The organism is Peptoniphilus obesi ph1, assembly GCF_000311865.1.
GTDB classification, from domain to species: Bacteria; Bacillota; Clostridia; order Tissierellales; family Peptoniphilaceae; genus Peptoniphilus_E; species Peptoniphilus_E obesi.
The window spans coordinates 542,745-567,776 of the sequence record NZ_HE978580.1; the positions used below are offsets into that span (position 1 = coordinate 542,745).

Annotated in this window: 18 protein-coding genes; 8 read left to right on the top strand and 10 right to left on the bottom strand. The window is 31.0% G+C overall.

Features of this window, described 5'->3' with window-relative positions; genetic code table 11:
* The first annotated feature begins 4 nt into the window (after positions 1-4).
* From HGPB_RS02390 to HGPB_RS02400, 3 genes are read left to right on the top strand one after another with little or no spacing between them, the layout of a single operon-like run.
* The gene (locus HGPB_RS02390) at positions 5-1,213 is read left to right on the top strand and encodes a bifunctional 3,4-dihydroxy-2-butanone-4-phosphate synthase/GTP cyclohydrolase II (RefSeq protein WP_019132087.1); all 1,209 of its coding nucleotides are present in this window, start codon (positions 5-7) and stop codon (positions 1,211-1,213) included.
* Position 1,214: 1 nt separating this feature from the next.
* Positions 1,215-1,691 carry a 6,7-dimethyl-8-ribityllumazine synthase gene (gene ribH / locus HGPB_RS02395; RefSeq protein ID WP_019132088.1) on the top strand — a complete coding sequence of 159 codons (477 nt, stop codon included), beginning with the start codon at positions 1,215-1,217 and terminating at the stop codon, positions 1,689-1,691.
* Complete coding sequence (locus tag HGPB_RS02400; RefSeq protein ID WP_019132089.1) at positions 1,684-2,340, top strand: HAD family hydrolase; 657 nt, start codon at positions 1,684-1,686, stop codon at positions 2,338-2,340. The genes ribH and HGPB_RS02400 overlap by 8 nt, the downstream gene beginning before the upstream one ends.
* A gap of 57 nt (positions 2,341-2,397) precedes the next feature.
* On the opposite strand, the gene HGPB_RS02405 is transcribed toward HGPB_RS02400, so the two are convergent.
* On the bottom strand, positions 2,398-3,198 hold the full coding sequence (locus HGPB_RS02405) for an SDR family NAD(P)-dependent oxidoreductase (RefSeq protein WP_019132090.1): 801 nt from the start codon (positions 3,196-3,198) through the stop codon (positions 2,398-2,400).
* Positions 3,199-3,348: 150 nt separating this feature from the next.
* Positions 3,349-4,656 (bottom strand): S1C family serine protease, encoded by a 1,308-nt coding sequence (locus HGPB_RS02410; RefSeq protein ID WP_019132091.1) that lies wholly within the window; start codon positions 4,654-4,656, stop codon positions 3,349-3,351.
* Between the two features lie 107 nt (positions 4,657-4,763).
* Between HGPB_RS02410 and HGPB_RS02415 the strand changes: the two genes are divergently transcribed.
* Positions 4,764-5,444, top strand: coding sequence for an MBL fold metallo-hydrolase (locus tag HGPB_RS02415; protein WP_019132092.1), 681 nt, complete (start codon positions 4,764-4,766; stop codon positions 5,442-5,444).
* A gap of 45 nt (positions 5,445-5,489) precedes the next feature.
* Here the strand turns inward: HGPB_RS02415 and HGPB_RS02420 are convergent, their stop codons facing one another.
* Complete coding sequence (locus HGPB_RS02420; RefSeq protein ID WP_019132093.1) at positions 5,490-6,911, bottom strand: aminoacyl-histidine dipeptidase; 1,422 nt, start codon at positions 6,909-6,911, stop codon at positions 5,490-5,492.
* 824 nt (positions 6,912-7,735) lie between these two features.
* Here HGPB_RS02420 and mgtE point away from each other — a divergent pair.
* Positions 7,736-9,094, top strand: coding sequence for a magnesium transporter (mgtE, locus tag HGPB_RS02430; RefSeq protein ID WP_019132095.1), 1,359 nt, complete (start codon positions 7,736-7,738; stop codon positions 9,092-9,094).
* A 147-nt stretch (positions 9,095-9,241) separates the two neighbouring features.
* Here the strand turns inward: mgtE and HGPB_RS02435 are convergent, their stop codons facing one another.
* The 4 genes from HGPB_RS02435 to uvrB form a co-directional block, all read right to left on the bottom strand.
* The gene (locus tag HGPB_RS02435) at positions 9,242-10,573 is read right to left on the bottom strand and encodes a zinc ribbon domain-containing protein (RefSeq protein ID WP_019132096.1); all 1,332 of its coding nucleotides are present in this window, start codon (positions 10,571-10,573) and stop codon (positions 9,242-9,244) included.
* 178 nt (positions 10,574-10,751) lie between these two features.
* A complete protein-coding gene (locus HGPB_RS02440) occupies positions 10,752-11,522 on the bottom strand; it encodes a L,D-transpeptidase (RefSeq protein ID WP_019132097.1) in 771 nt (256 codons plus the stop codon).
* 5 nt (positions 11,523-11,527) lie between these two features.
* Positions 11,528-14,353: an excinuclease ABC subunit UvrA gene (gene uvrA, locus HGPB_RS02445; protein ID WP_019132098.1), complete on the bottom strand. Its 2,826-nt coding sequence runs from the start codon at positions 14,351-14,353 to the stop codon at positions 11,528-11,530.
* Between the two features lie 8 nt (positions 14,354-14,361).
* Entirely contained in the window at positions 14,362-16,344 is a 1,983-nt protein-coding gene (gene uvrB / locus HGPB_RS02450; RefSeq protein ID WP_019132099.1) for an excinuclease ABC subunit UvrB, read from the bottom strand.
* Between the two features lie 209 nt (positions 16,345-16,553).
* Here uvrB and pgeF point away from each other — a divergent pair, with 209 nt between their 5' ends.
* The 3 genes from pgeF to HGPB_RS02465 all read left to right on the top strand — a co-directional run bounded on the left by pgeF (position 16,554) and on the right by HGPB_RS02465 (position 20,275).
* Entirely contained in the window at positions 16,554-17,276 is a 723-nt protein-coding gene (gene pgeF, locus HGPB_RS02455) for a peptidoglycan editing factor PgeF (RefSeq protein ID WP_019132100.1), read from the top strand.
* A gap of 72 nt (positions 17,277-17,348) precedes the next feature.
* On the top strand, positions 17,349-18,623 hold the full coding sequence (locus tag HGPB_RS02460; RefSeq protein ID WP_019132101.1) for a bifunctional folylpolyglutamate synthase/dihydrofolate synthase: 1,275 nt from the start codon (positions 17,349-17,351) through the stop codon (positions 18,621-18,623).
* 23 nt (positions 18,624-18,646) lie between these two features.
* Complete coding sequence (locus HGPB_RS02465; RefSeq protein ID WP_019132102.1) at positions 18,647-20,275, top strand: MutS-related protein; 1,629 nt, start codon at positions 18,647-18,649, stop codon at positions 20,273-20,275.
* A gap of 161 nt (positions 20,276-20,436) precedes the next feature.
* Here the strand turns inward: HGPB_RS02465 and HGPB_RS02470 are convergent, their stop codons facing one another.
* The 3 genes from HGPB_RS02470 to glmM form a co-directional block, all read right to left on the bottom strand.
* Positions 20,437-22,635, bottom strand: coding sequence for a stalk domain-containing protein (locus HGPB_RS02470; RefSeq protein WP_019132103.1), 2,199 nt, complete (start codon positions 22,633-22,635; stop codon positions 20,437-20,439).
* Positions 22,636-22,836: 201 nt separating this feature from the next.
* A complete protein-coding gene (locus HGPB_RS02475; RefSeq protein ID WP_019132104.1) occupies positions 22,837-23,676 on the bottom strand; it encodes a DegV family protein in 840 nt (279 codons plus the stop codon).
* A gap of 10 nt (positions 23,677-23,686) precedes the next feature.
* A complete protein-coding gene (glmM, locus tag HGPB_RS02480) occupies positions 23,687-25,030 on the bottom strand; it encodes a phosphoglucosamine mutase (RefSeq protein WP_019132105.1) in 1,344 nt (447 codons plus the stop codon).
* Positions 25,031-25,032: the final 2 nt, after the last annotated feature.

Consider the following 25,032-nt stretch of genomic DNA (forward strand, 5'->3'; position numbering starts at 1 on the left):
TAAAATGTTTAAATTTAACACAGTTGATGAAGCGATAGAAGACTTAAAACAAGGAAAGTTAATCCTTGTGACAGATGATGAAGATAGAGAAAATGAAGGCGATTTGATTTGTGCTGCTGAATTTGCAACAACAGAAAATGTCAACTTTATGGCTATCCATGGCAAGGGACTAATTTGTATGCCAATGAGCAAGCATTATGTTGACAAACTTTTATTTCCTCAAATGGTGCAAAATAATACAGACAACCACGAAACTGCCTTTACTGTTTCTATTGACCATGTGGATACTACAACTGGTATATCAGCTGTTGAAAGATCTCTGACAGCTATGAAGGTTATAGATGAAAATTCAAGACCAGAAGATTTTAGAAGACCTGGTCATATGTTTCCTCTTCTAGCTAAGAAAAATGGGGTCTTAGAAAGAAATGGACACACTGAAGCAACTGTTGATTTAATGAAGCTTGCTGGCCTAAAAGAATGTGGACTTTGCTGTGAAGTTATGCATGATAATGGCGAGATGATGAGAACTAAAGATTTAATAGAACTTGCTAAAAAGTTTGATCTTAAATTTATAACTATAAAAGCTTTACAAGATTACAGAAAAAAATATGATAATTTAGTTGAAGAAGTTGCTGTTACAAAACTTCCAACTAAGTATGGTGAGTTTAAGGCTCATGGTTTTGTAAATGTATTAAATGATGAACACCATGTTGCTCTAGTTAAGGGCGATATTGGAGATGGAGAAAATATTCTTGTTAGAGTTCACTCAGAATGTTTAACTGGCGATTGCTTTGGATCTTTAAAATGCGATTGTGGAGACCAACTTGCAACTGCTATGAAACAAATTAATGCTGAAGGTAGAGGTATTCTTCTTTACATGCGTCAAGAAGGAAGAGGTATCGGACTTATAAATAAATTAAAGGCTTATCAATTGCAAGACCAAGGCATGGATACTCTAGAAGCTAACATTGCCCTAGGTTTTAAAGGCGATTTAAGGGAATATTATATAGGAGCTCAAATTTTAAGAGATCTTGGAGTTAAGAGCATGAGACTTTTAACAAACAATCCAGACAAGGTTTACCAATTAGAAGACTATGGTATGAAAATTGTAGAAAGAGTTCCAATTGAAATGCCTCTTAGAAAAGAAGATACAAATTATTTAAGAACTAAAAAAGAAAAGATGGGACATATACTTAATCTAAAGGAGATATAAAATGAATGTTAAAATTTTTGAAGGTAAATTAGTTTCTGGTGATGTCAAAGTTGGTATTGTTGTTGCAAGATTTAACGAATTTATAACATCAAAATTACTTTCAGGTGCAATCGATGGACTAACTCGTCACGGAGTTGATGAAGCAAATATAGATGTGTATTGGGTGCCAGGAGCATTTGAAATTCCTCTAATTTCACAAAAACTTGCTAACAATGGAAAATATGATGCAGTAATTGCACTTGGTGCAGTTATTAGAGGATCTACTACTCATTACGACTATGTTTGCAATGAAGTTGCTAAGGGCGTTGCTCAAGTATCTTTAAAGACAGAAGTTCCAGTTGCTTTTGGAGTTCTTACAACTGAAAATATAGAACAAGCTATTGAAAGATCTGGATCAAAAGTTGGTAACAAGGGTTACGACTGTGCATTAAATGTAATTGAAATGATAAACTTAATTAAGGAAATTGAGAATGCATAATATAATCTTTGATTACGACGGCACTCTTCATGAAACAAGTTACATTTACTACCAAGCTTTTACACAGGCCTATGATTATCTTGTAGAAAATAATTATATGCCAGAAAGAAAGTTCAAAGTAGAAGAAGTTACAAAGTGGCTTGGCTACAATAAATATGAAATGTGGTCTAGCTTTGCACCTGATCTTAAACAAGATATAGTCGATACGGTTAGTAATATGATTGGCGATGAGATGCTAAATCTTATTAAAAACCACAAGGCAAAACTTTATCCAGGAGTTATTGAATTGCTTGAAAATTTAAAAAAGGATGGAAGAAAACTTTTTATTTTGAGTAATTGCAAAAATTCCTATATGAATGCTCACAGACAAGAGTTCAAGCTTGATAAGTATATCGACGAATACTTTTGTGCAGAGGCCTATGACTTCATAAGCAAGGAAGAAATTTTTGAAAGTATTGAAAATAAATATCCAGGACCTTTTATAATTGTTGGAGATAGGTTCCACGATATAAAGGTTGCAACTGAACATAATCTTATTTCAATTGGAACTTCTTACGGATTTGGAGAAAAAGAAGAATTAAAAGATGCAAGCTATATAGCAAGTAGCCCAAGAGAAATTTATGAGATAATAGAAAATATAGAAAAATAATTATTAAAAAAGTCTAATCTACATTAATTTGTAAATTAGACTTTTATTTTTATAAATTTATGGTCTTAGTCCAAGTCCACCTTCTAGAGTTAAGGTTTCTCCTGTCATATATTTAAAGTCTGGTGAAGCTAACTGAACACAAACCCTAGCTATATCTTCTTCTGGTTTTCCAAGATAACCAATTGGTGGTATAGTAACATTTTCTTCGTAGGCTTGAGGATATTCTTCCTTAAATCTTTCAAGAGCTGCAGTGTATGCAAGAGGACATACTACATTTACATTTATGCCATCTTTTGCCCATTCTGTTGCAGCTACTCTGGACATTCCTCTGATTCCTTCTTTGGCTGCTGCATAGGCAACTTGTCCATAATTTCCAAAAAGTCCTGCTCCTGATCCAAAGTTTATTACTGTTCCCTTACTTTCTTTTAAATAAGGATAGCAATATTTCATGTAATAAAAACTTGCATAAAGTCCAGAATAAATAGCAAGATTAAATTGGTCAGTTGTATTATCAGCTAAAGGAACTCCTGATGCAGAAGCTTGTGCTATATTAATTAAAACATCAATTCTAGAAAAAGTTTCAATAGTTTTTTCTACGACATTTTTTATAGTTTTTTCATTGTCATTGCCAGCAGAAACATCAGCTTGCAAAGCTAGAACTTTTATTCCATAATTTTCTTCAAGTTCTTTTTTCGCATCTTCTAATTTTTTTACATTTCTACCAGTTATAATTAAATTTGCTCCCTCTTTTGCATAGGCTAAGGCAACCCCATATCCTATTGCTCCTGCTGTTCCATCTTTTAGAAGGGCTTTTCCTCCTCCAGTTATTATGGCTGTTTTTCCTTTTAAATGTCCCATAATTTCCTCCTTGTATAATATCTTAATATTAAATTTAAAATCATTATTAACTATTTGATATTTATTATATTACCCCTAAAACTTTATCTAAATAAAATAATCGGCAAAAAGTAAAAACTTAATGCCGATTAGCTTTAAAATATTTTATTTTTAATCTTCAAATCCGCCTAGGCCAGATTTTTGACTTCTTTCTTGTCCCCTGATCATATCTTCTTTGGCTTGTTTGTCATTATCTACGCTATAATTACCAAAATCAACTTCTATTTCCATTTGCTTTTTATTTCTTATAACTGTTACCTTGGCCTTATCTCCTTGTGTATATTGGTATAAAACTGACTTCATTTTTGCAGTTGAATCAATATCTTGGTCTCCAATTTTAACTATAACATCGCCAACTTCTATACCTGCAACTGCAGCTGGTGAGTTGTCATAGATTTTTATTACAAAAACTCCATTTTGGACTTTTATTTCTTGGTTTAGATATCTTCTAGCCCCTTCAACATCGACGGATAATATTCCAAGTGATGGAGAAGTATAATCTCCTGTTTCAATTACTTGTTTAATAATTGGTTTTACAAAATTTATAGGAATTGCAAATCCCATACCTTCTGCTGAAGAAACTTTTACTGTATTTATCCCAATAACTTGTCCCTTAGAATTAAGTAGTGGTCCGCCTGAGTTACCACCGTTGATTGATGCATCAGTTTGAATTAGTCCCATCATAAATCCGCCACCATCAACTTGACCTAAATACCTATCTAGTCCTGAAACAATACCTTGTGATACAGATTTTTCAAAGGCAATATTAATTGGGTTTCCAATTGCTATTGCAGTTTCTCCAATTTCAAGTGAATCTGAATCTCCAAGATCAGCTGCTAGAAGTTTTTTGCCAGCTGGATCAATTTTTACTATGGCAAGGTCTATTCCACTATCAACCCAAATTGGTTTTCCTCTTAATTCTGTTCCATCATCAACTATTACAGAACATTCACTTACAACTTGGTCATTTAATTTTACAACATGGGCATTGGTAAGAATATAGCCTTTTTCATCAACGACTATTCCAGATCCTGTACCAGATGCTTCAACTGAACCAAAAAATCCGTAGTCAACTTGTCCTCTTGTTGTTATTCCTACAACAGAAGGCATGGCTTTTTTAGCAACTGCTGTTGCAACATCTAATTTCTTATCTGAATTTATTGTTATTTTTTGGCTCGCAGGTTCTGAACTAGAAGAGATGGCATTGTCTGTTAAGATTACATTGGTTATAGCAGATCCAACGATTCCTCCAAGCATAGAAAAAACTAGTGCGAGAATAATTACAGACTTATTAGATTTTTTCTTAGGCCTTCTTTCTGGAACATAAGTCTGATCTTGGTATCTATTTTCATAATTATTATAGTTAGTATTGTCATTGTTATCGTAGTTGTTATAATTTTTATTATTATTTTCAAACATATTATTGCCCCCTTAACTAATATTAATATAATTATTATATGTGAATAATAAATGAAATCTATTTTAAATTTCTTTAATATTGGTATCAATAAATGAGGAGGAATATTATGGAAAAAATTAAAGTTAAATTTATAAAACACTCTTGCTATACATTGACTACAAAAAATTATTATTTAGTCTTTGATTATATAGGCGGAAAACTCGATATCCCAAAAGATAAAAAAGTTTTTTTCTTTGTAACTCATAGGCACGAAGACCATTTCTCTTCTAAAATCTTTGACTACCCAGCAGAAGCCTATATTATTTCTGATGATGTATCTGTAAAAGCAGATAACAAGATTAAATTGATAGGTCCAGATCAAGAATTAAAGCTTGACGACTTAAAAATTATTAGTCATGGCTCAACAGATGAGGGAGTTAGTTTTTATGTAGAGGCTGATGATTTTGGAGCCATCCACTGCGGAGACCTAAATTATTGGATGTGGCCTCACTATACTAAAAAAGATATTGAAGAGATGGATGTCTGGTTTAAATCTGAAGTTGATAAGTTTAAAGACCTGAAAACAGATATTGTTATGATGCCAGTTGACCCAAGGCTTAATGAATATTATGATTTGACAGCTGATTATATTTTAAAAACAATTGATGCAAAAAACTTCTTCCCTATGCATATGTGGGAGGACTTTGATATCTCAAAAAGATTAAAAGATAAGTATCAAGCTAGCTATCCAGATAAAATTTTGTATATAATTTCTGGAAATGGAGACGAGTTTGAAATAGAAAAATAAAAAGTGTGGAAGATTTATTTCTTTCACACTTTCTTTTATTTGATATTATTTTAAATTTTCTAGTAATTTTAAAGTATATTCCCAAATTCTCTCACTTGAACTTATGCTAAGTCTTTCTTTTGGACTATGGCAATCGTAAATATTTGGTCCGTAAGATATCATTTCACAGTCTTTTAATTTTGATTTTAACATACCACATTCTAAGCCACCGTGAGTTGCTTCAAATCTTGCACCTTTTGAAAATACTTCTTTATAAGTTTCTTCTGCTATTTCTTTTAGTTTATTGTCTTTTTCAAATTCCCAAGATGGATAAGAATTTACTAAGAGCATTTCAACACCAAGTCTTTCTGTCAAAATTTCAAAAATATTTAGCATAAAATCATATTTTGAATCTCTTGATGATCTGATTGAAACCCTGTATACTAATTTATCTTCTTCAAAAATTTGAGCATTGTTAAGTGATGCTTCAGCAAGTCCCTTAAATTCTTTTGACATGGATATAACTCCATCTGGCATTAGGATTGCAAAATCAATCAACTTATTTGTTTCTTTTTCTAAATAAGCTTCTTCTATATCTATTTCAGATAAAGTGATTTCCATTCCTGGGTCTTGAACTTGATATTCATCTACTAATTTATCAGAAATCTCTTCAAAAACTTTTTTTGCTTTTTCTATATCTTCTAGGTAAATTTCAGTTTCTGCAAAGGAAGGAATTGCATTGTCTTTAATCCCTGCATTTATTTTTCCTATTCTCAATGGATTTTCTTTTCTGATTTCGTTTAAAATCCTAGCTAAAATTTTTATGGCATTGGCTCTTTCTTTTGTGATCTCTTGGCCAGAGTGTCCTCCCAAAAGACCTTCAACTGTTATTTTTAAGCCTTCCTTATTTATTTTTTCTCTTGTCTTGTCAAAATAAAATTCTAAAGTTCCACCACCTGCAGAAGATAAAGTGAATACTCCTTCTTCTTCAGAGTCAATATTTAAAAGTCTTTTGCCAGATAAATCATTTCCATCAACAGCTGCTGCTCCGCCCATAGTTGTTTCTTCGCTTGTTGTGATTAAAATTTCTAGCGGTGGATGTTTTATATCATCTGAATCTAAAATAGCAAGAGCCATGGCAACTGCTATCCCATTGTCTGCTCCAAGAGTTGTTCCATCAGCCTTGATAAAATCTCCATCTTTTATTAATTTTATTGGGTCCTTATCAAAATCATGGTCTGATGAGTCTTCCTTTACACAAACCATGTCCATGTGTCCTTGTATGATCACTGGCACAGAATCTTCAAAACCAGGACTAGCAGGCTTTTTTATAATTACATTGTAGGCGCCATCTTGGATACATTCTAAATTTCTTTCTTTTGCAAAAGCTACTAAGTAGTCTGAAATTCTTTTTTCATCTCCAGAACATCTTGGAATTTCAGAAATTTTTTCAAAAAATTCAAAAACTTTATCTGCACTTTTTCCCATTTTTTCTTTCCTCCTAAATTTATTTAAAATACTTTACAATTTATATAAAATCTCACTGGTCTAGCTATGCTATAATCAAGAAGGGGGTTATTATGAAAAATTCTTTTAATAAAAAAATTCATTACTTTATATTTTTAATCTTAAACATATTACTCTTTTATTTTCTCGTAAAAGCAAAAGAGGTCAGCTTTGGATCTTATAATCTTAAATATTATATTCGCTTAATTTTATTTATCTCATCAATAGCTATTGTATATCTTATAGCTTTACAAATAAAGAAAAGCGATTTTTTAAGAAATAAGACTTCCCCTCTAGTGAATATATTTTTCCTACCCTTGGCTTTATTTATACTAATTACAGATTTTAGATTTAATATAAATATTTTCAAAGTTCTATCTATAATAATATGGATAATTTCAACTTTTATCTATATTAATAATTATAACAATATATTTGACCTAGACTACAAAAAAAGCCTTATTTATCCTGATAATTTAATTTTAGTAGAGGTAATTTATTTATTGGCATATTATTTTGCCTTAGTCTTTTTTTTAATTGGTTTTGCTTCTATAGCTCTAATATTTACTATCTTTATAATTTATTTTTCTATATATTTAGCAAACAAGTCCTACAAGACAAGACTTGATGATAGTAAAGTTTTTCCTATATTTGCCATTCTTTCTTTCTATCTTATAAGGTTTTTTAAATATTTGCCTAGACCACTACTAAGCTTTAATATTTGCTTTATACTTGCTTGTCTAGTATATTATTATCGTTGCTATCATAAGAAAAATAAAAATGATAATTTTACGGAGGTGTAAGAATTGGATTACAATGAATACAAAGAATACAGAGATTATTATCAAGAATTAATAGAAAAAAAACATTTAAAAGATTTAAAAGATTCTGTAAGTGAACTAAATGTTGTTGATATAGCAGAAATCATTGAGGACTTAGATGACCAAGAAATGCTTCTAGTTTTTAGGATGCTACCTAAAGAAAAAAGTGCTGAAGTATTTTCCTACATGGAAGTCTACAATCAATTAAGAATAGTAAATTCAATAACAGAACCAGAGTTACAAAACTTACTAGAAAAGATGAACTTTGATGATAGGATTGACTTGATTGAGGAAATGCCTGCCAATGTTGTTACCAAAGTACTTGCACAGGCACCCCCAAATGAAAGAAAATTAATAAATGAATTTTTAAGATATCCAGAAGATTCTGCTGGATCAATAATGACAATAGAATATGTCTCTTTAAAACCTGATATGACAGTAAAAGAAGCCATGCTTCATATTAAAAATACTGGCATGCATAAGGAAACAATCTACACTTGTTATGTAGAAAATGAATACAAGATGTTACTTGGTTTTGTAACTTTAAGAAGTCTTGTTGTTTCTGATCCAAACCAACAAATAAAAGACATAATGGAAGAAGATGTTGTCAGTGTTACAACAACAGATGACCAAGAAGAAGTTGCAGATAAATTTGTAAAGTATGGTTACATTGCCCTTCCAGTTGTGGATAATGAATATAGACTATGTGGTATCATAACTTTTGATGACGTTTTAGATGTCGTAACAGAAGAGGCTACAGAAGACTTCCACAGGATGGCTGCTGTTAACCCTTCAGAAAATGAATACTTAGACCAAACCGCTTGGCAACTTGCAAAAAACAGGATTCCCTGGCTTTTAGTTTTGATGGTTTCAGCAACTTTAACATCTGGAATAATAAGTAATTATAATTATATAATTTCTCAATATATTATTTTAACAACTTTCATTCCTATGATTACTGATACTGGTGGTAACTCAGGTAGCCAATCATCAACTATAATAATAAGGGCCTTGGCAACAGATGAAATCGGTTTGTCAAATGCTCTTCCTGTAATATTTAAGGAAATGAGAGTCGGTATAATATGTGGTGGAGTGCTAAGTGTAGTTAACTTCCTTAGATTAATTTTCCTATCTAAGGTTGAGATCCATATTTCATTTTTAGTATCTTTAACCTTATTTACAACTGTAGTTTTAGCTAAGGTCATGGGCGCCCTACTTCCAATGGGAGCAAAGAAAATACATCTTGACCCAGCTATAATGGCATCAGCCCTAATAACAACAATAATTGACTCCGTAGTTCTAATGATCTACTTTGGTCTTGCAACAAAAATATTAGGAGCTTAATTTCGATAATTTTTATTTAAAGCTATGATATTTTTCATAGCTTTTCTTATTTTTAATAATTTTGTGCAAAGAAAAATCCTGCTTATTTACAGGATCTTTTTTTCTTTAAATTTTATTTTTAATCTAGTCTTAAATATTGGAATAATATCAGTTAGATTCGAGTATCATATCATCTGTTGATACCCACCAGTTTTTGTTAGGACTTGTATTTACCCAATAGACTCCATCGACTACTGCTATATCATAAAACCTAACTTCATCTTCCATAATCCAATAGCCGACTTTTTTATTTCCTCTGCCTGGAGCATCATATAGATAGGCTTTTTCTACACTTATAAGTCCAAAATCTCCGATATCTATATCATAATATCCATAATAACTATCGGACCTTTGGGAAAGTGATTCTTGATATTCTGCTTCTCTTTCTTTTTCAGCCTCTTCTTCTTTTATTTTATCTTCCAATTCTTTTTTCTTTGAATTGACAATTTCAAGCAGACCAGAAATATATTGGTCATCTGGATCTATAACTAATAAATCTTCCAATAATTTTTGAGATTCTTCATAATCTTCTAAATTGACATTTAAATCAAGTTTTTTGTTTAAATTTGCTTCAAAACTAGCATATAAACTATTTAATTCATCATCATCTCTTACTGATCCAAGTTCCATCGCCTTTAGTCTTTTATAGGCTTCTACAAATTCATAATTGTTGATTAATTCTCTAATATTGGCACTCTTCTCTTCAATTTCTTTAAGTGATCCAATTTTGTCTATTTCTTTTTTATATTTTGGATCTTTAGTTAGATTATAAAGTTCTTGGTTTATCTCAGCCATTCTTTTATAGTTTTTATCTACTTCTTCAGTCTTAAGGGATTGTTCTAGCAATTTAATTTTTTTATTCTTATTTGCATCGTAAACAATGTAACTAGTTATCAAAGCTATTATTACAAGTCCAATAATACTTCCTATAATAATTTTATTTCTAGTCTTATTATCTTTAAAGTCTTCCCTGTCATTTCTTTTGTTAGTATCTTCAAATCTATCGTTTCTAGTATGAGATTTGTTGTTATCTTCAAAGCTATTATTCCTCGAATAAGAATTATTAGGTCTTTCAAAATTATCATTTCTTGGATAGGATTTGTTAATTTCTTCAAGATTTTCTTTTTTTATGTATAAGGTATCGTCTTCTCCAAAGCTATCTTCAAATTTATTTTCAGAATTATTTTTAGAATTATCTACAGCTTTATTTTCAGAGCTTTTTCCAGACTTGTTTTCAGATTTATCTTCAATTCTGTTTTCAGCTTTATTTTCAAATTTATCTTCTGTTTTATTCTCTACTTTATTTTCGGGTTTGTTTTCAATCTTGTTTTCATTTTTATCTTCTAATTTATTTTCAAAGTTCTCAGAAAGATTGCTTCCACATTTTTCACAAAATTTCGCTGATTCCTCATTTTCAAAACCGCAATTATAACATCTCATATCTCCAGCTCCTATATTATTTTTATTAGGTATAATCGGTATAGTTTCTTATATTAATTATATATTATATAAAGTTTTTATTTAATAGATTTGTTAATTTATATATTAATTTTAATCACATAAAAAAATCGGCACAAAGTTTAAACTTCATGCCGAATATTTTTATACTAGCTTACTTTTAAAATACTAAAAGCTCCCCAGTTTTATAGTTTTCTTCTTGTGGTTGTTCTTGTGCTGGTGCTTCTTGTTTTTTAGGTGCATATTCTACATTTTGTTTTACTCCCCAAGCTTCTAGCTCTGCATCGGTTCCAATCCAAACTGGCATGCCAACTTTTGCTCTTGGAAAAATAAATGTTTCAATATCATAATTAAACATTCTTATACATCCATTTGATGAATATGTTCCTATTTGTACTGGTTTTATTGTTCCATGTATTCCATAACCTGATTGGCCTGGTATACTAAGTCCCATCCATCTTTCTCCTAGAGGATTGTTTGGATCATTTGCTGCTACTGGTTTGTATTTTCCACCCATGCCTCCCCAAGCTGGATTTACGTGTTTGTTAGCAATTTTTGCTTTTGCTGATGGAGTTGGTGTTGCGCTTGTTCCAAGGCAAACTGGAAATTTATACATTGGAGACTTGCCCTTATAATAAGTTAATGTTTTTTTAGATTTATTCACTACTATCCATTCTCCGCTTGTTGGAGCCTTGCTTATTTCATCTCTTACTACCATATCTGGGCCATAAAGAACTTTGTAAGTTAAATCATCTATTCCGCCTGATACTGGAATATTTGAAATTGCTTGAAATCTTTTTATTTCCGCAGTTCTTTCTGCACCCTTTTTATCCATAAAATTATTTGGTCTTACATAATTTGCAAAGACTTGCATTGGCATAAGACAAATTACAAAAATTAATAAAAAACTAATTATCTTTTTTCTTGTCACTTTCCCTACTCCTTTTTATTTAAAACTTCTTTTAAAAATTTGCCTGTATAGGATTTTTTTATCTTAACTATATCTTCTGGTCTTCCAACTCCAACAATTTGTCCACCTTGATCTCCACCTTCTGGTCCAAGGTCTATTATATGGTCTGCAACTTTTATTACATCTAAATTATGTTCAATTACAACAACTGTGTTTCCCCTGTTTACTAACTCATTTAAGACTAGTAATAATTTTCTTATATCTTCTGTATGCAGGCCTGTTGTCGGTTCATCTAGGATATAAAGAGTTTGTCCAGTTGGTCTTTTTGATAATTCTGTTGCTAGTTTTATTCTTTGGGCTTCTCCTCCAGATAATTGAGTTGAAGGTTGACCAAGTTTTATATAGGATAGACCAACATCCCTTAAAGTTTCTAATTTTCTTAAAACTCTTGGATGGTTGGAAAAATATTCTATAGCCTCATCAACTGTCATATCTAAAACATCTGAAATATTTTTACCCTTGTAAGTTACACTCAAAGTTTCTCTGTTGTATCTTTTTCCTTTGCAAACATCACATGGAACATAGACATCTGGTAAAAAGTGCATTTCAACTTTTATTATACCATCGCCCTTGCAAGCTTCACACCTTCCACCCTTAACATTGAAAGAAAATCTGCCTTTTTTATAACCTCTTAATTTTGCTTCGTTGGTCATGGCAAATATATCTCTAACTACATCAAAGGCTCCTGTATAGGTTGCTGGGTTTGATCTTGGTGTTCTTCCTATTGGAGATTGGTCTATTTCAACAACCTTGTCTATATTTTCTATTCCTTCAATTTTTTCGTGCTTGCCTGGTTTTATTCTTGATCCATTTATTTTTTGAGCAAGTGATTTATATAATATTTCATTTATAAGTGATGATTTTCCCCCACCAGACACGCCAGTTATAGCTACAAATTGTCCGAGTGGTATTTCCACATCTATATTTTTTAAATTATTTTGGGCTGCCCCAATTATTTTTATTGACTTGCCAGTGTAGGGTCTTCTCTCTTCTGGAACTTCAATTTTTTTCCTGCCTGCAAGATAGTCTCCAGTTATAGATTTCTTTTCTTTTTCTATATCTTTAACGCTACCTTGTGCAACTAAATATCCCCCGTTCACTCCAGCATATGGTCCAATATCTACAATTTGGTCAGCTGATCTGATTGTATCTTCATCATGTTCAACAACTATTAAAGTATTTCCTATATCTGTTAATTTTCTCAAAGTTTTAAGCAGCATTGCATTGTCTCTTTGATGAAGGCCTATGCTTGGCTCATCTAAAACATAAACTACTCCAACAAGTTGAGATCCTATTTGGGTTGCTAGTCTAATCCTTTGAGATTCTCCTCCAGATAGGGTTGAGCTAAGTCTTGATAGGGTTATATAATCCAGACCAACATTTTTTAAAAAGCTAAGTCTTGAATTTATTTCTTTTAAGATTTCGCTAGCTATTACTTTTTCTTTTTCTGTTAATTCTATATTATTAAAAAATTCAATAGATTTTGCAACTGGAAGTTCTGTCGCTTCAAAAATATTTAGTCCAGAAACTTTAACAGCCAAGGCTTCTTCTTTTAATCTCGCTCCGTGGCAAGTTGGGCAAGGTTCATTGTTCATAAACTCTTCTATTTTTCCAAGCATCATATCAGATGATGTTTCTGAATATCTTCTCTTTAAATTATTTACTATTCCCTCAAAAGATCCCCTATATTTTTTCCTTCCTGAAAAATGTGAATCAAAGCTAAATGATATTGTTTCATCAGATCCATAAAGTAGAGCATTCATACATTCTTTTGAAGCATTTTTTATCGGCTCATTACTTTTTAGTCCGTATTTTTTAGCTAGATTTTTTATCATTTCGAAATAATAGGTGTTTGGAGTTGTTGAATAGCAGGCTACTGCTCCCTCATCTATTGATAAATCTTTGTTAGGTATAATCAAATCTGGGTCAGGCTCTTTAGAAAAACCTATTCCATTACAAGTTTCGCAAGCACCAATCGGAGCATTGAAAGAAAAAGATCTCGGTGTGATTTCTTCTAAAACTATGCCGCAATCAGGACAGGCTAACTTTGATGAAAAAGTAAGGGTTTCTCCATCTATTATTTCAACTCTGACAATTCCATCTGCTTCTCTCAAGGCTAATTCTAAAGAATCAGCAAGTCTTGCTTCTATTCCTTCTTTTACTATAAGTCTATCTACAACAATATCTATATCGTGTTGTTTGTTTTTATCAAGTTCTATGTCTTCTTCGATTTCTCTTAGTTCGCCATCAACTTTTAATCTTAAATATCCATCCTTTTTTATTTTTTCAAGATTTCTCTTGTGGGCCCCTTTTCTTCTCCTAATTACTGGGGATAGAATTTGAATTCTAGTTCTTTCTTCAAGTTTCATAACCCTATCCACCATCTGGTCTATACTATAGGCTGATATTTCCTTGCCACATTTCGGACAATATGGGTGTCCAATTCTTGCATAAAGCAGACGGATATAATCATATATTTCTGTTACTGTTCCTACTGTTGATCTTGGGTTTTTTGATGTAGTTTTTTGGTCGATTGATATAGCTGGACTCATGCCTGAAATATAAGAAACTTCTGGCTTGTCCATTTGTCCTAAAAACTGTCTAGCATAAGATGATAATGATTCAACATATCTTCTCTGTCCTTCTGCATAAATTGTATCAAAGGCTAAAGAAGACTTGCCAGATCCAGATAGACCAGTAAAAACAATAAATTTATCTCTGGGAAGGGTCACATCTATATTTTTTAGATTGTGGACCCTGGCTCCCTTAATTACAATTTCGTTATTTGCCAAATAATCACCTAGTCATCTTTCATTCTTTCTATACTATCTCTTAATTCTTTTATCTTATCTCTAATTTCTGCTGCTTTTTCAAAGTCTAATTCTTCTGCAGCCTTATACATTTCGCCCTTTAAAGAATCAATCATAGCTTCTATTTCTTGGTCGCTAAATTCTTCTACTGCATCATATTTAAATTCTTCTTCGGCTGCAATAGTTGCTTCTATTACATCTCTTACTTCTTTTCTTATTGAAGTAGGTTGTATATTGTGTTCTTTATTGTAGGCATCTTGAATTTGTCTACGTCTTTTCGTCTCATCTATTGTAACTTTCATAGATCCAGTGATCATATCTGCATACATTATTACCTTGCCATCAACATTTCTCGCTGCACGGCCAGCAGTTTGTATTAAGGAAGTTTCTGAACGCAAGAAACCTTCCTTGTCTGCATCTAAAATTACAACCAAAGAAACTTCCGGTAAATCAAGTCCCTCTCTTAGCAAGTTGATTCCAACAAGTACGTCATACTTGCCAAGTCTTAGATCTCTAATTATTTCCATACGCTCAATTGTATCGACATCAGAGTGCATGTAGGTTACTTTGATTCCTATATTTTTTAAATAATCGGTTAAGTCCTCTGCCATTTTCTTAGTAAGGGTTGTAATTAAAACTCTTTCGCCCTTACTCTTGACCCTATCAATTTCACTTAAAATATTATCAATTTGATTTTTGGTTGGCCTTACATCAATTTCTGGATCAAGTAGGCCAGTCGGTCTTATGATTTGTTCAACTCTTTGCTCTTCATGTTCTTTTTCATATGGTCCTGGAGTTGCAGAAACATAAATACATTGATTCATCATGCTCTCAAATTCATCAAATTGAAGTGGTCTATTGTCTAGGGCTGATGGAAGCCTAAAACCATAATCAACTAGGGTTTGTTTTCTCGCCCTGTCGCCATTATACATTCCTCTAATTTGTGGAATTGTCGCATGAGATTCATCTATTATAGTTATAAAATCTTTTGGAAAATAGTCAATCAAGGTATAAGGTCTTGACCCTGCTGGTCTTTGCGATAAGTGCCTTGAATAATTTTCTATTCCAGAACAAAATCCCATCTCATTTAACATTTCTATATCATAATTCGTTCTTTGCTCTAGTCTTTGAGCTTCCAAAAGTTTTTCTTGGTCTCTTAGTTCGTGTAATCTATCTTTTAATTCTTCTTTTATAGTTTCTATTGCTCTTTGCACCTTAATATCAGTTGTAGCAAAGTGGGAAGCTGGATAAATTGCAACGTGCTTTCTATATCCAACAACTTCTCCTGTCAAAGCATCTATTTCAGAAATCCTATCTATTTCATCTCCAAAAAACTCAACCCTTATTGAGTTATTTGATGAAGCCGCTGGAAATATTTCTAAGATATCTCCCCTGGCTCTAAAAGTTCCCCTGACAAAATCTATATCATTTCTAACATATTGAATAGAAATTAATTGTTTCATTATTTCATTTCTATCTTTTTGCATGCCAGGTCTAAGAGATACAACAAGATTTTCATAATCAATCGGGTCTCCTAGTCCATAGATGCAAGAAACTGATGCAACTATTATTGTGTCCCTTCTTTCAAATAAGGACATAGTCGCAGAGTGACGCAATTTATCTATTTCATCATTTATTGAAGAGTCCTTTTCTATAAATGTATCCGTCTGTGGTACATAGGCTTCTGGTTGATAGTAATCATAATAAGATACAAAATATTCAACTGCATTTTCTGGAAAAAATTCCCTAAACTCACTCGCCAATTGGTAGGCAAGAGTCTTATTATGAGCAATTACTAAAGTTGGTTTTTGTACTTTTTCTATTATATTTGCCATAGTAAAAGTTTTACCAGAGCCAGTAACTCCCAAAAGTGTTTGATGTTTATAATTTTTATTTAGTCCATCCACAAGTTTATCTATTGCTTGTGGCTGATCGCCTGTTGGTGCAAATTTTGAATGAATTTTAAAATCCATATAATCACCTCTTTTACGAACGTAAGTTTATTATAACATATCAGTCTACTTATTATATAAGAGTCCTAGATAAAAAATAATAAGTTTTTAAATAAGTATAAAAATAAATTTAATAAATTTGTATAAGTATTTTCACATAATTTTTTTAATTTGATAATATTATACTTATACAGATGAAATAAGTATGTTCTTGTATTGGGAGGTAAAAATTGAAATCAGAATTATTAGCTAAAAACGGATTGATAAATTATATAAGTGGATCAGAATTTGATATTTCATATATAAGACAAAAAGAAAAATTAAAAGAATATATGGACTCTCTTTTTAAAAAACTTGATATAGATCCAGACCAAGTTTACTACGGAGTCCAAACCCACACAAACAATATAAAATATTGTGATGGAAAAAACGGAGATGATTTTCTTTGCGGGAAAATATTTGAAGAAACTGATGGCTTAATAACAGATAAGAAAAATTTGGCACTTGTAATTAAATTTGCAGACTGCACACCAGTTTTGCTCTTCGATCCTGTAAAAAAAGTTCAGGCCTGCGTTCATTCTGGTTGGAGGGGAACTGCAAAAAGAATTTCAGAAAAGGCAATTGAAAAAATGGTAAATGATTTTTCTTGTAAAAAAGAAAATATCCTAGCCTATATTGGACCATCAATTGACCAAGATAATTACGAAGTTGGACAAGATGTCTATGATGCTTTCAAAGATTTTAAAAATAGGGATAAATTTTTTATTGGCTATAAGGAAAAATATAAGCTAGATATGGTAGCTGCAAATCTCGATATACTTTTAGAAGCTGGAATAAAAAAAGAAAACATAGAAATCTCAAATATTTCAACCTACAATGACCTTAAATTAAACTCAGCTAGACGACAAAAAGAAAATTACAAGCTAAATGGAATAATAAGCCTGATAAAATAATCATATTTTCTTGATTATAGATTATTGCTTTATTATACTTGTTTTAGAAAAATTTATTAAAAAGAGGTAAAAATGGATTATATAAAATGGCTCCTTGACAGAGGAGATCCACAAGGTGGATACGGACTAACAAATGTAAAAAAACTTCAAGAAGAACTTTCAAACCCTCAAGACCAGATAAAAACTGTCCATGTCGCAGGAACAAACGGCAAGGGATCAGTTATTAATTTTATGTCAAAAGCGATTATAGATTCTGGAATTTCTTGTGGTATGTTCATTTCTCCATATATAGATAGCATACATGAATCAATTCAGATAAATAATAAATATATATCTGAAGAAGATTTTTTAGCATATTTAAAAAAAGTTTATGAAATTTGTATAAGACTTGATGAAGAAGGTTTTTATACTACAACTTTTGAAATCCTATCAACAATTGCCTACCTATATTTTAGGGACAAAAATGTTGATCTTGCGATAATAGAAGTTGGACTTGGTGGCAGAACTGATGCAACAAATACAATGAAAAAACCAATCCTAACAATAATAACTTCACTTTCTCTAGACCACACTGCAATTCTTGGCGATAGCCTAGATAAAATTGCCTATCAAAAAGGTGGAATTATAAAAGAAGGCGTTGACCTTTGCCTATACCCTCAAGAAAAATTAGCTAGAGATGAAATTTATAAAATTGCAAAGGAAAAATCAGCTCAAATTTTTACTTTTGAAAAAGAAGATGTGCAAATAAAAAAATCAGATATTTCTGGAAATATTTTTGACTTTTTAGACTATAAGGACATCAAAACTAGCCTTATGGGAAAATACCAAGCCTACAATGCAGCCCTTGCTATCCTTGCTCTAAATAGGTTAAAAAAATATTTTGATTTAGACGATGAAGTAATTAAAAAATCAATCTATGCAAGCAAAAACCACGCAAGACTAGAATTAGTTGCAAAAGATCCACAAATAGTTCTCGACGGATCTCACAACCTAGCTGGTATAGAAACTCTTGTTGATGGAATCAAAAATTTTAAATACAAAAGATTGATCCTTGGCTACAGCATCTTAAAAGATAAGGACATTAAACATATACTGGAAAAAATAATTCCACTTGCAGATGCAGTTGTCTTAACAGAAATAGATAACCCAAGAAAATTAGACCTAGCTAGCCTTGATGAGCAAGTAAAAAAATATAATTCCAACACTTATCCAATTAAGGATAGGAAAAAAGCCTTTGAAAAAAGTTTAGAACTTGCAGATAAGGACGACCTTATTCTTTGGTGCGGCTCTTTCTACCTACTAGCTGATATAAATAAATTTGTAAAAGAATATAAGGAAAATATGTAAATAAGATAAATAAGGAGGATAAAATGCCATATGATTATTTGGTCCTGTTGATTTTATTTTTAGTAATAATAACTTGTGTAATTTCTTATAATATCTATCTGAATAGGTCTTATAACGAAAATCTAAAATTTATGGCAGAATCTGCTTGGGAAAAGCAAATAGAAAGAAAATATAATTCTCAAAATATTAAATTTTTGCTAGATGGAAAAGAAAAAGTAGACTCCCTAACTTGGCAAGACTTAGAAATGGACCAAATTTTTTCATACTTTGATAGGTCCTTTTCTATAGCTGGGTCCCAAGCCCTCTACAAAAAGCTCCATAGTCTAAACTATTCTATAAAAGATAAAAAAATCATAGATGAAATTTTAGAAAATAAAGAAGCTGCAAGTAAACTTGGAAAGAACTTTTTAAAATACATAAATTTTAAAGATGATGATTTCTTTGAACTTTTAAAAACTTCTAGCCCTGATGAAAAAATAAAGGCAATGAAGCCACTTATATATGCTTGTTTTTTCTTGAATTTATTTTCACTTGCCTTATTTTTTATAAATATGCTCCTTGCTCTTCTTCTATTTCTTATTTTAAGAATTGTAAGTGGAGTCATTAACCACAAAATTTCTAAGCTAAGCTCTGCTAAATATAAAAGTTTTCTTTCAATAAGAAATTTACAAAGTCTCTACTTAGAATTGCAAAAATCTGACTTAAAACTAGAAGGCTTGATAGAAGATTTAGACAGACATGAAAATCTTATAAAATTAATCAAAAAAAATTTAGGATCTATTTATACAAAAACTGGGTCTGACATAGACTTCCTTTATACAAGTTTTGATAATCTATTTTTGCACCAAGCTAGAACAATTTGTAAATCAACTGATTTTGTAAATGAAAATCTTGAAAGTATTAACAATTTATATAAGGACCTTGCAGATATAGATATGTATCTTGGACTTGCCATAAGTTACGAGAGCATCGAAGATAAGTGCATGGTGGATTTTAAGGAAGATAATTTATTATCTGCAAAAAATCTTCACAATCCTATCCTTTATTACAAGGGTTCAAGCGTGCCAAATACCTTCGAATTTAATAAGTCTATACTCTTAACTGGATCGAATGCATCTGGTAAATCTACATTTTTAAGAAGTCTTGGATCAAATATAATCTTTGCTGAGTCACTTGGCTTTGCCTTTGCAGATTATTTTTCTTTGCCTAGAAAAAATTTATATTCTGCTATAGATATTAGAGATTCCATAGATAAAAATGTTTCTTACTTTATGGCTGAAACTTTGGCAATCAAAAGGATGATAGAAAATAAAAATAGCATTTATATATTAGATGAAATTTTTAAGGGAACAAACACAATAGACAGGATTTCAGCTGCCCTATTTACCTTAAAATACTTGTCTAAGCAAGGACTTGTTATAGCCGCAAGCCATGATATAGAACTTACAAAACTACTCGATAACTTTGATAATTATCATTTTGAAGAAATTATTGAAAATAGGGATATAGTTTTTGATTACAAGTTAAAAGAAGGTCCATCAAAGACAAGAAATGCAATCGAAATTTTAAGAATCGAAAACTATCCAGATGAAATAGTAGAAAAAGCAAAAGAATTTTCTAAAATCTTAGAAGATAAAAAAATAGAAATATAAAATAATTTAAACTTATAATTATTTACTAGCGTGGAAATTTTTCTTCGCTAGTATTTTTATTTAAATTTTAGCTTTATTGAATTTCTATTCCATATTTTTAATATAAAAAACTGACCTGTACTTGATTTTTTAGTCAAGCTAAAGGTCAGTTCTTTTTCATTTTATTTTACATAAATTGTAACCGTTCTTGAATCCTCGTCCCACTCTATATCTTGTTTTATATTATCTTTACTATCTCCATTTGTTAATCCAAAAACATTGGCAACATTTGTTATTGGAAGAAGAATTCTTGAATTAATATTTAAAGCTTTAGAATCCATTTTAATGGTTTTTCCATTAGATAAAACTATTTCATCTCCATCTATTTGGATATCAGCTTTTAATCCATTTTTAATAAAGCTTGCCACTCTTGTTTCTTCATTCCATATAACTTCTGCATCTAAGGCTTCTGCAACATATCTAATAGGCAACATAGTCCTATCATTTCTAATAACAGGAGCTACGTCCATCCTATATGTCCTTTCGCTATTATTTCTTATTTCCTTGTAGTCAAATTCATTAATCGTAAATATATATTTCAAACTATCTTCTTTTTCTGGTATTCCTCTTAAAATAGACCTAGATGAATTTCGACTAGGACTAACTCTTATATTATTTTCTGATTCTTCTTTTTCTTTAGGCTTTTCTTCTGGAATTTTTGTATTTATAACTGTTAATTTATCTTCACTATAAGAAACTGTAAATCCTTCTGGCACTTTTTCTTCATGAGCATAATAAATATAAGCTACTCCATCCTTATCAGTTATTGGGAGATTTCCAAAAACTTTTGATAAATTATTTTTATCAGAGTCAAATATTCCAACTTCTTCTAATTCTGTATTAGAGTTTTTCCTGTATAATGTGATTTTTGTCTTCTGAGCTTCTCCACCGATCCACTTAACATCCACTTTAACATCAGCTATTGGACTTTTATAAGTATTTACTAGATTTAGTCCATCTTGGCTTAGCTCATAGTTTTCTGGTATTTCTAACTCTTTTACAGAATATTCATATACTTCTCCTTTAGAGTTAGTTACTGGCATATCCTTCCAAGTATAGATAAATTTGCCGTTTTCTTCTTTAACTTCATAGTTTTTACTTACCAATTCTTCGCCAACAGATTTTGTTTTTCTATACAGATTAAGTTCTACTTGCTTATGGTCAGATTCTGGACCGCATAGCCAAGTTTTGCTGGCTATTATATCTTTTTTAGCTATTGGATTAATTTTTCCTGCTTCTATTAATTTGGATTTGTAGCTTACAGTATAATCATTTCCATTTTTTACTACACTTTTTTCATACTTCTCTATATCAGGAAAGTTTAAATTATAAGAAATCTTTTGTCCTTCTTCATATTCAAATTCTTTAAAGGATTTTTTCCAATTTTGACTACTTTCTATAGCATAAGTATTGTCTTTTTCTTTAGGATTAATTGAAAAATTCAGCTCGTCTGGTCTTGTATTAAATTTATTATTTTCATCTTCCCAAACTACATTTATATTAAAATCTATTTTTTCTGGTATGTGTTTGTAGGTTATCTTAAGTCCATCTACTATTTTTTCATATTCATCAAGATTTCTTCCATCTAGAAAATAATTTCCCCAATCATGAGGAATGTTCCCAAAAGCATGTTCTTCTTTGTTTTTTCCTCTTGCTGGTATTTCTAAAATTTTAAAGCTAGGCTTGTCTCCATTCTCAGGATCAAGCTTTAAATAATAAACTTCTTGCTTAGTCCTTATCCCATCCCTATCATTATCGTCATCCCAAATAACAGTGATATTTTTACTACCTTTAAAAGAAGTAGGTACAGGTACACTACCTTTAGATGGACTATTTCCATAATGAAGACTGCAGCTTCCATCAGGATAACATATTAAGGCATCTTCAGTTATTTTAGCTTCATAGTTCAAAATAAAATCTGTATCATTATCTATCCTAGATAAAACAGAATACTGATCTTTGTTTAGCGTGTATTTAAAACCAGAACTATCCGATTTTAATTCACCTAATTCAGCAATGTCCTTATATTTTTCATATTCTGGAATTAAATCTAAGATATTATAATTTTTATTTCCAATTTTTGTAAAAAGTTTTATCTTAAAACTATCCTTTTGAAACTCTAATCCCCTTGTAAACGAGTCTCCAAAATAAATTTTCCCATAGCTAGATCCTTTCGGAATTTCAGATTTAATCTCATAGGGAACCTTAGAACCCACTCTTTCTTCAACTGGGTAATTATAAGGATTATCAACCGCTAACACTGTCTCACTCGTAAATAACATAAAGATAAAAAATATAAATAGATATTTTCTTAATTTCATTATTTCCTCCATAAAATTTTAAAATGATAAATACAATATAAATTTTCTAATTATAAATAAATGCTTTGAAATTTTTTTCTAAGCATTAAAAACTTACAAGTACATACTATATATTATATTGTAATTGAATATATATCTATCAATTTAGCTTTTTTAATAACTTAAATAAAAAGTAGGTCGCCCCTACTTTTTTATTAATTTTTAAAATCCTATAACTATTCCACCGTGGTCTGCATAGCCTGTTGATAGTCCTTTTGTGTGGATAATCACTATGTCTTTAAAGTTATATAATTCTTTTACTTTTTCTTTAAATTCATTTGCCTTTTCTAAGGCATCTGCGTGTGATATAAATAGCACTCTTTCTTCTAGGTCATCACAAACTTTTCCTAAAGAGTCTGCTAATTTTGATAGGGCTCTTTTGAAGCCCCTGTTCATTTCATATAGTTTTATATCGCCTTCTACTCCATGCATGATTGGCCTTATGTTTAATACGTTTGCAATTAAACCAGAAACTTTTTTAATTCTTCCATTTTTTATTAGGTTGTCTAGACTTTCTAATACAAAAAATGTGATGTTGTTTTTTACTGCTTCTGTTATTTTTCCTATTGCTAAATCGAAGTCATCTTCTTTATCTAATATATCTATCATTTTAAATAGTAGGCTTGTTTCTCCTGCACTAGCACTTTCAGAATCTACTACATATACATTTTTGTTCGGATTTTTTTCTTTAAATTCGTTTGCTGCAATGTTTGCTGAATTGTATGAGGCTGATAGGTGTTTACTTATGGTTATTATAAATATATTATCTTCCTCTACTTTTTCTAATTCTTGTAGATAGTCAAATGGTGCTGGGCAGGCTGTTTTTATAGGCATCTCAGTATTTCCCATATCTTCTATAAGTTCTTTTATGTCAATATTGTCATCATCAATAAATTCTTTATTTTCTACTGTGATCTTAAATGGAACATAAGAAATATTTAATTCTTCTTGCAATTCTTTGCTTAAATCACAAGCTGTATCTGCTATAATTTTATATTTCATAATCTACCCCTTAATTTAATTTATCTTCAATAAATTCTGCAAGTTCATTGGCATATTTATTCAATAAGTCTATGTCTTCTCCTTCAATCATAACTCTAATTTTACTTTCTGTGCCTGATGGTCTTATTACTACCCTACCTTCACCTTTAAATTTATCTTCTATTTCTTTGATTTTTTCTTTTATATCGTCAAATTCCATATACCTATTTTTTAAGTCTGTCCTTACATTGGCATTTACTAAAACTTGTGGGTATGTTGTCATCAAATCATTTAGTTCTGATAGTTTTTTGTTTGATTTTTTCATTATTTCTAGTAGATGAAGTCCTGTTGCAAGTCCATCGCCTGTTGTGTTGCTATCAAGGAAAATTATATGGCCTGATTGTTCTCCACCTATTATATATCCCTTGTCTATCATTTCCTCTAATACATACCTGTCTCCAACCTTTGTATGAACTAAGTCAACTCCAATTGTTTTTAAGTATCTTTCAAGTCCTATGTTTGACATTATTGTTCCAACTACTGTGTTGCCCGGAAGTTTATTTTCTTTTTTTAGGTATGTCGCACAGATTGCAAGGATGTGGTCTCCGTCAATGATTCTTCCTTTTTCATCAACTGCTATTATCCTATCAGCATCTCCATCAAAACTCATTCCTATATCGGCTGATGTTTCTTTTACAAGCTTTGCTATAAGTTCTGGATTTGTTGATCCACAGGAGTCATTTATATTTTTCCCATCTGGTTTATTGTTTATTATTACAACTTCTGCTCCTAGTGATTTTAATAAATCTTCAGCTATGTCTGATAAGGCGCCATTTCCAGTATCTAGAGCAATTTTTAAACCGTCTAGTCTTTGATCAACTAGGGTTTTTAAGTATTCTGCATATCTGTGTTTTGTTTTATCATTTTTTACAATTCTTCCCACTTGATCTTTGACTACTTTTTTATAAACCCTTGTATCAGAAAATATATGATTTTCTATTTGTTCTTCAGTCTTGTCTGGTAGTTTATAGCCATCATTTGTGAAGAATTTTATGCCATTATATTCATATGGATTGTGTGATGCAGAAATAACAACTCCAACTAGGTAGCCAAAGTTTTTTGTAAGGTATGCACAAGCTGGTGTTGGCATAACTCCTGCAAGTTCCACATCAATCCCCACTGACATCAAGCCTGCTATTAAAGAGCTCTCTAAAAGATCTCCTGATAGTCTGGTATCTCTTGCTATTAAGGCTGTACCTTTTTTATCTTTTGCTAATATTGAACCTGCTGCCCTACCCAGTTTGTAAGCTAGCTCTGGTGTTAGTTCAAGATTTGCTATTCCCCTAACTCCATCGGTTCCAAATAATTTTCCCATTT

Bases quoted from the DNA above. Each gene is read 5' to 3' on its own strand.
- HGPB_RS02390 (WP_019132087.1), top strand. From the start codon at position 5: ATGTTTAAATTTAACACAGTTGATGAAGCGATAGAAGACTTAAAACAA.
- ribH (WP_019132088.1), top strand. From the start codon at position 1,215: ATGAATGTTAAAATTTTTGAAGGTAAATTAGTTTCTGGTGATGTCAAA.
- HGPB_RS02400 (WP_019132089.1), top strand. From the start codon at position 1,684: ATGCATAATATAATCTTTGATTACGACGGCACTCTTCATGAAACAAGT.
- HGPB_RS02405 (WP_019132090.1), bottom strand. From the start codon at position 3,198: ATGGGACATTTAAAAGGAAAAACAGCCATAATAACTGGAGGAGGAAAA.
- HGPB_RS02410 (WP_019132091.1), bottom strand. From the start codon at position 4,656: ATGTTTGAAAATAATAATAAAAATTATAACAACTACGATAACAATGAC.
- HGPB_RS02415 (WP_019132092.1), top strand. From the start codon at position 4,764: ATGGAAAAAATTAAAGTTAAATTTATAAAACACTCTTGCTATACATTG.
- HGPB_RS02420 (WP_019132093.1), bottom strand. From the start codon at position 6,911: ATGGGAAAAAGTGCAGATAAAGTTTTTGAATTTTTTGAAAAAATTTCT.
- HGPB_RS02435 (WP_019132096.1), bottom strand. From the start codon at position 10,573: ATGAGATGTTATAATTGCGGTTTTGAAAATGAGGAATCAGCGAAATTT.
- uvrB (WP_019132099.1), bottom strand. From the start codon at position 16,344: ATGGATTTTAAAATTCATTCAAAATTTGCACCAACAGGCGATCAGCCA.
- HGPB_RS02460 (WP_019132101.1), top strand. From the start codon at position 17,349: ATGGATTATATAAAATGGCTCCTTGACAGAGGAGATCCACAAGGTGGA.
- HGPB_RS02465 (WP_019132102.1), top strand. From the start codon at position 18,647: ATGCCATATGATTATTTGGTCCTGTTGATTTTATTTTTAGTAATAATA.
- HGPB_RS02470 (WP_019132103.1), bottom strand. From the start codon at position 22,635: ATGAAATTAAGAAAATATCTATTTATATTTTTTATCTTTATGTTATTT.
- HGPB_RS02475 (WP_019132104.1), bottom strand. From the start codon at position 23,676: ATGAAATATAAAATTATAGCAGATACAGCTTGTGATTTAAGCAAAGAA.
- glmM (WP_019132105.1), bottom strand. From the start codon at position 25,030: ATGGGAAAATTATTTGGAACCGATGGAGTTAGGGGAATAGCAAATCTT.